The organism is Mycobacterium sp., assembly GCF_051006775.1.
Lineage (GTDB): Bacteria > Actinomycetota > Actinomycetes > Mycobacteriales > Mycobacteriaceae > Mycobacterium.
Window position 1 is genome coordinate 20648 of record NZ_JBPCSX010000214.1, and the last position, 6478, is coordinate 27125.

General features: G+C 66.8%; 6 protein-coding genes. 3 read left to right on the forward strand and 3 right to left on the reverse strand.

Features of this window, described 5'->3' with window-relative positions; all coding sequences use genetic code 11:
- Positions 1 to 80 precede the first annotated feature (80 nt).
- A complete protein-coding gene (locus ACR2JI_RS15445) occupies positions 81 to 1403 on the reverse strand; it encodes a PucR family transcriptional regulator (RefSeq protein ID WP_526391504.1) in 1323 nt (440 codons plus the stop codon).
- Positions 1404 to 1536: 133 nt separating this feature from the next.
- A complete protein-coding gene (aceE, locus tag ACR2JI_RS15450; RefSeq protein WP_526391506.1) occupies positions 1537 to 4326 on the reverse strand; it encodes a pyruvate dehydrogenase (acetyl-transferring), homodimeric type in 2790 nt (929 codons plus the stop codon).
- A gap of 157 nt (positions 4327 to 4483) precedes the next feature.
- Between aceE and ACR2JI_RS15455 the strand changes: the two genes are divergently transcribed.
- Genes ACR2JI_RS15455 through ACR2JI_RS15465 form a run of 3 tightly spaced genes read left to right on the forward strand, consistent with a single transcriptional unit; the run spans position 4484 to position 5985 of the window.
- Positions 4484 to 5038: an Rv2240c family protein gene (locus ACR2JI_RS15455; RefSeq protein WP_526391508.1), complete on the forward strand. Its 555-nt coding sequence runs from the start codon at positions 4484 to 4486 to the stop codon at positions 5036 to 5038.
- 50 nt (positions 5039 to 5088) lie between these two features.
- A complete protein-coding gene (locus ACR2JI_RS15460; RefSeq protein ID WP_526391510.1) occupies positions 5089 to 5517 on the forward strand; it encodes a DUF3052 family protein in 429 nt (142 codons plus the stop codon).
- Between the two features lie 3 nt (positions 5518 to 5520).
- Entirely contained in the window at positions 5521 to 5985 is a 465-nt protein-coding gene (locus ACR2JI_RS15465; RefSeq protein ID WP_526391512.1) for a peroxiredoxin, read from the forward strand.
- A 6-nt stretch (positions 5986 to 5991) separates the two neighbouring features.
- Here ACR2JI_RS15465 and ACR2JI_RS15470 read toward each other — a convergent pair whose 3' ends face one another.
- Positions 5992 to 6294, reverse strand: coding sequence for a hypothetical protein (locus ACR2JI_RS15470; RefSeq protein WP_526391514.1), 303 nt, complete (start codon positions 6292 to 6294; stop codon positions 5992 to 5994).
- Between the last annotated feature and the right edge of the window lie 184 nt (positions 6295 to 6478).

Genomic DNA, 6478 nt, shown 5'->3' on the forward strand with positions numbered 1-6478 from the left:
TCGAGGTGTAAGACATTATGAACCTTGTCTTAGGTTTTTGTAGGAATCCTACAAAAACCCCCGCGTCCGAGGTCGCGGTGCTACCGCCCCGCGATCTGACCGCCGTCCCAGAGGTCCCGACCGGTGCCCACCAGGGGTGGCGTCAGCTGCCCCGGGGAGGTATTTGCTCTGCTCTGCGGCACCGATATCGGGGTGACGGGATAGGCCAACCGGGCGACCGTGGTGGCTACCCGCAGGACGTAGGCATCCCGTGGAACCGTCGGATCGCGTCCGGTGAAGTCGGCTATTCGTTTCAGGCGGTAACGGACGGTATTTGGATGAACGAACAGTTTTCGCGCGCACGCCTCAATCGCGCCGCCATTGTCCAAAAAGGCGTCGAGGGTTTCGGTGAGCGCCGGACCGGCGTCGGCCAGTGGCCGGGTGACCTCGCTGTGCAGCGCCGCAACCGCTGAACTGTCCCCGAGAAGGGCCCGCTCAGGCAGCAGCTCGCGGGCCGATACCGGCCGGGGTGCCCCGGTCCAGCCCTCCACCGCGTTCATCCCCGAAATGGCCTCGGCGGCGCTGCGATACGCCGCGGTCAGCATGGGGGCGGTCGGCCCGATCACCACCGGCTCCGGGGAGAACGCGGTCAAGAGGTCCTGCAGGAACCGGTCCGTGACCGACAGCGGACCGGAGATGATCACGATCAACCAGGTGCCGTGGACGTCGGCCAGCGCGGACCGGTCGTGGCGGGCCGCGATCTCGCGGACGTCCTCACCGGCGGTGTCCTCGCGCCCCGGTTGCGGTGGGCCCACCACGACGGTGGCCGGGGCGGTGGTGTCCCAGTTCAGGGCGGCCGCCCGCGACAGAAGTTCCGGCCCGGTGTCGCCGCGGACCACGGCGTCGACCACGCTGGCCTCCATCCGGCTGTCCCACGCCCCGCGCGCTTCGGCGGCATCGGCGTAGGCACTGGCCGCCGCGAACGCCAGGTCCCGGCTGTAGCGCAGGATGCCGATCGTCAGGGCGTTGAGCTGGTCGGCGTTGCGGGCCACCATGGGGACGACCTCTTCGAAGTACTCCATGGTGACCCGGACCATCTCGACGGTCTGCGCGAGCGCGATCTTGCGGGTCAGGTTCTGCGGAATCAGTTCAAATGCCTGCGCGGTGTAGCCGACGTGGCTGGTGGGGTCGCGCATCCACTCGGCGAAGTTGACCACCGCGGCCTGAACCACGAGTTGCACGCTGGCCCGCTGGGAGGCTTCCAGATCGGCGAAGAACGGCAGCCGTTTCTCCATGGTCTGGACGGCTTCGGTGGCCAGCCGGCCCGAGTACCCCTTGAGTCGGCGCAGCGTGGCCTCCGGCACGTCTGCCAGCAGCGCCAGCGGGGAACGCGCCGGCAGGGCCGAGCGCGGGTTGTCCGACATATCTAAAACCTACGCCAATTTTTGGCTGAATCCACCAAAGGCCTACGCCACTCCGGGGTCCGGTGGTCGTGGCCTAAGCCACCCCGGGTCCGGCGGTCGTGGCCTAAGCCACTCCGGGTCCAATGGTCGTGGCCTACGCCACTCCGGGGTCCGACGTCTGCTCCGGTGCGGCCATCACATCGTCGATCCGGTACTCCCGGGCCGCGGCGATGGCCACCGACGGGTCGACATCGCCGTCGCGGGCCAGCGCCTCGAGGACGGCGACCACGACCGACTCGGCGTCGGTGTTGAAGTAGCGCCGCGCCGCCGGCCGGGTGTCGGAGAAGCCGAACCCGTCGGTCCCCAGCGTCACGTAGGTATTGGGCACCCAGGGCCGGATCTGCTCGGGCACCGCGCGCATCCAGTCGGTCACCGCCACGACCGGGCCGGCGGTCCTGCCGAGCACCTCGGTGACGAACGGGACCGGGGCCGGCTGGTCGGGATGGCGCAGGATCTGCTTCTCGACCTCCACGCCGTCACGGCGCAGTTCGTTCCAGCTGGTCACCGACCACACATCGGCCGCGACATCCCAGCGTTGCGCCAACATCTCCGCTGCGCGCAGCGCGTCGGGCATGGCGACCCCCGAGGCCAGGATCTGGGCGGTGTTGCTGCGCGTCTCGGCGGCGGCCCGGAACCGGTAGATCCCGCGCAGCAGGCTCTCCACGTCGAGATCGGCCGGCTCGGCCGGCTGGTGGTAGGGCTCGTTGTAGATGGTGATGTAGAAGTAGACGTTCTCCGGGTTCTCCCCGAACATTCGGGACAGGCCGCTCTCCACGATGTGGGCCAGTTCGTAGGCGAACGCGGGGTCGTAGGCCACCACCGCCGGGTTGGTGGAGGCCAGCAGCAGCGAGTGCCCGTCGGCATGCTGCAGCCCTTCGCCGGTGAGCGTGGTGCGCCCGGCCGTCGCGCCGAGCACGAAACCCCGAGCCATCTGGTCGGCGGCCGCCCAGAACCCGTCGCCGGTGCGCTGGAAGCCGAACATCGAATAGAAGATGTAGACCGGGATCATCGGCTCGTTGTGGGTCGAGTACGAGGTGCCCACCGCCGTGAACGATGCCGTGGAGCCTGCCTCGTTGATGCCCTCGTGCAGGATCTGGCCGGTTGGGCTCTCCTTGTAGGCGAGCATCAGCTGCGCGTCCACGGCGGTGTACAGCTGGCCGTTGCGGTTGTAGATCTTCAGTGTCGGGAACCACGAGTCCATGCCGAACGTGCGCGCCTCGTCGGGGATGATCGGCACGATCCGCTTGCCGATGCCCGGGTCGCGCAGCAGTTCCTTGAACACCCGGACCGTCGCCATCGTGGTGGCCACCGTCTGCTGGCCCGAACCGGTCTTGAGCGGTGCATAGACCTCGCTCGAGGGCAGCGCGAGCGCCGTGGACCTGGTGCGCCGCTCGGGGATGAATCCGCCCAGTGAGCGCCGCCGGTCGAGCAGGTAGCGGATCTCCGGTGACTCCTTGCCCGGGTGGTAGTACGGCGGGAGGTACGGATTCTCTTCGAGTTCCGCGTCGCTGATCGGGATGCGGATCGCGTCGCGGAAGTCCTTAAGGTCTTGCAGCGCAAGCTTTTTCATTTGGTGGGTGGCATTGCGGCCCTGGAAGTGGGCACCCAGGGTGTAGCCCTTGATGGTCTTGGCCAGGATCACCGTCGGCTGGCCCTTGTGCTCCATCGCCGCTCGATAGGCCGCGTACACCTTGCGATAGTCGTGACCGCCGCGCTTGAGGCCCCAGATATCGGCGTCGGAGATCCGGTCGACCAGGGCCTTGGTGCGCGGATCGCGGCCGAAGAAGTGCTCCCGCACATAGGCGCCGTCGTTGGCCTTGTAGGTCTGGAAGTCACCGTCGGGGGTGGTGTTCATCAGGTTCACCAACGCGCCGTCCTTATCGGCGTGCAGGAGAACATCCCACTCGCGGCCCCAGACGACTTTGATGACGTTCCAGCCCGCACCTCGGAAGAAGGACTCGAGTTCCTGGATGATCTTGCCGTTGCCGCGCACCGGGCCATCGAGGCGCTGCAGATTGCAGTTCACCACGAAGGTGAGGTTGTCGAGTCCTTCGTTGGCCGCGATCTGGATCTGCCCACGGCTCTCCGGCTCGTCCATCTCGCCGTCGCCGAGGAACGCCCACACATGTTGGTCGGAGGTGTCCTTGATACCGCGGTCATCCAGGTAGTGGTTGAACCTCGCCTGGAAGATGGCGTTCATCGGGCCCAGCCCCATCGACACCGTGGGGAACTCCCAGAAGTGCGGCATGAGCCGCGGGTGCGGGTAGGACGGCAGGCCGCCGCCGGGGTGACTGTGCTCCTGCCGGAAACCGTCGAGTTGGTCCGCGGACAGCCGACCCTCGAGGAAGGCGCGCGCGTAGATGCCGGGGGAGGCGTGGCCCTGAATGAATACCTGGTCGCCGCCACCCGGATGGGACTTGCCCCGGAAGAAGTGGTTGAACCCGACCTCGTAGAGCGACGCGGAGGAGGCGTAGGTGGAGATGTGTCCACCCACCCCGACCCCCGGCCGCTGTGCCCGGTGCACCATGATCGCGGCGTTCCACCTGATCCACCGGCGGTAGCGGCGTTCGACCTCTTCGTCGCCGGGGAACCACGGCTCCATCTCGGTGGGAATGGTGTTGACGTAGTCGGTGGAGGTCAACGCGGGGATGGCCACCCGCTGCTCACCGGCTCGTTCGAGCATCCGCAACATCAGGTAGCGGGCCCGGGCCGGCCCGGAACGGGACAGCAGGTCGTCGAAGGACTCCAGCCACTCCGCGGTCTCTTCGGGGTCGATATCGGGCAGATATGACGCGACGCCTTCGCGAATGACCCGGATCCGTTCGGATTCGGTTGGACCGAGCGAGCTTTGGGGCCGATCTTCGCTCGCGAAATGAGTCGTCAACTTCGCACTCCTCGATGGCGGTGGCAGTTCGGGTCCTATCGTGCCGCACCGGGGCCGCTCACGCCGCATACTGGCGAGCACAGCGGAACGAATCGGTCACACCCGCCGACGTCATGCTCCGCGCGGGAAGGCCCGACACCCGGTAACGTCTGCCCCTGTGCTGATCAAGAGCGCAGGTCTGATGATGGGCAGTGCCGCGGTTGTGGCCATCAGCGTGGCGGGCTGCACCAGTGTCACCGGCGGCGATGCGGCCGTCAACGCCGCCGATGCCCCCATCTACCGCACCTCGGTCTCGATGTCGTCATCGCAGGCGGCGGCCAGTTCCAGCGCGCGGGAGTCCGAGCGGCAGGCCTCGCTGACCACCGAGGCGGTGCACGCAACCTGTGAGACGCTCTCGACCAGCAGTGCAGACGCCATCGACGCCGTGAACGCCTACGTCGGCGCCTTCAACAACGAGGGCGGCGATGTGGCGAGCACCGAGGGGCCGGCGGCTGACGCGCTGAATCAGAGTGCGGAGATAGTGGAGGGCAGCATCAACGATGCGGCACCCCCCGAACTCCGGGAGGCGTTCACCGCATGGGTGGACGGGGCGCGGACGGCCGCGGACGCCATCGACCGGCAGGCCTCGCCCAAAGAGTTCAACCAGATCATCGACGAACTGAACGACGCCCGTTCGACGGCGTTGCGGATGTGCGATGCCACCTACCGATAAGCCGCGTGCGACGATATGGCGAACGAACACGAACGAGGAGGTCTCCAGAGGTGGTCGCCGAGGGTGACAGCGGGCGTGGCTACGCCCAGAGGCTGGGCATCCACAAAGATCAGGTGGTCCAGGAGTTGGGCTGGGACGCCGATGCTGATGACGACATCCGCGCCGACGTCGAGGATGCCTGCGGTGCCGAACTCCTAGACGAGGATGTCGACGAGGTCATCGACGTCGTGCTGTTGTGGTGGCGCGACGATGACGGTGATCTCGTGGATCGATTGATGGACGCCATCGTGCCGCTGGCCGAGGACGGCGTCATCTGGGTGCTCACGCCGAAGACGGGTAAGCCCGGGCATGTGCTGCCGGCCGAGATCGCCGAGTCCGCACCGACGGCGGGCCTGATGCAGACGTCGTCGGCCAATCTGGGTGACTGGATCGGAAGCCGACTCGTTCAGCCGAAGTCGAAAGCTGCTGGGAGGCGCTAGAAGATGACACTGGCAACCGGCGCCGAGGCTCCCGACTTCACGCTCAAGGACCAGAACGGCCAGCCGGTGACGCTCAGCGACTTCCGCGGCAAGAAGAATGTCCTGCTGGTGTTCTTCCCGTTGGCGTTCACCGGTATCTGCCAGGGCGAACTTGACGAGATCAGGGACAACCTGCCCGACTACGACAACGACGACACCGCCACCCTGGCGATCTCGGTGGGTCCGCCTCCGACGCACAAGATCTGGGCGACCGAAAGCGGCTTCACCTTCCCGGTCCTGTCGGACTTCTGGCCGCACGGGGAGGTCGCCGAGGATTACGGCGTGTTCAACTCCGAGGCCGGCTTTGCCAATCGGGGAACCTTCGTCATCGACCGCACCGGAGTCATCCGGTTTGCCGAATGCAAGCAGCCCGGTGAGGCCCGCGACCAGAAGGTGTGGACGGCCGCGTTGGCTACGGTCAAGGCCTGATCGGGCCTAGTTGTTGCTGTCCGGGCAGTTCAGTGTGACGTAGGCGGTGCCCCGACTGCCGGGTGGCGCCATCATCGACATCAGGCTGCCGTCGCTCATCATCATCACGGTGAGTCCGCTGACACCACTGACGGTGCACCGCGACAGGTTCATCTCCGAGGGCATGTTGAACTGCACGGTGTAGCCCTGGCCCTGAAGTTGCGCGACGATGTCGGCGGCATTCGTGCTGTCGGCGGCGGCGTAACCGGCCGAGCCCAGGGTTGCGGCGGCGATTCCCGCGACGGCGGCGGCTGCTGCGATGACGTTCATGACGGACCTTCCAAGGGGTGAACGATTAGGGGTGAAGGATCGGGGGAGAAGGATTGGCCGACCCCCTCGATTCTCGCACGGATCGGCTGCCGGATAAGGTGTTGCGGCGCAGCGCACGATTTCCTAACCCGTCGGCGTGACGGGTACCCTGCCCGTGGTCCGGGCGCTCAGCGCTGCCCGTGAC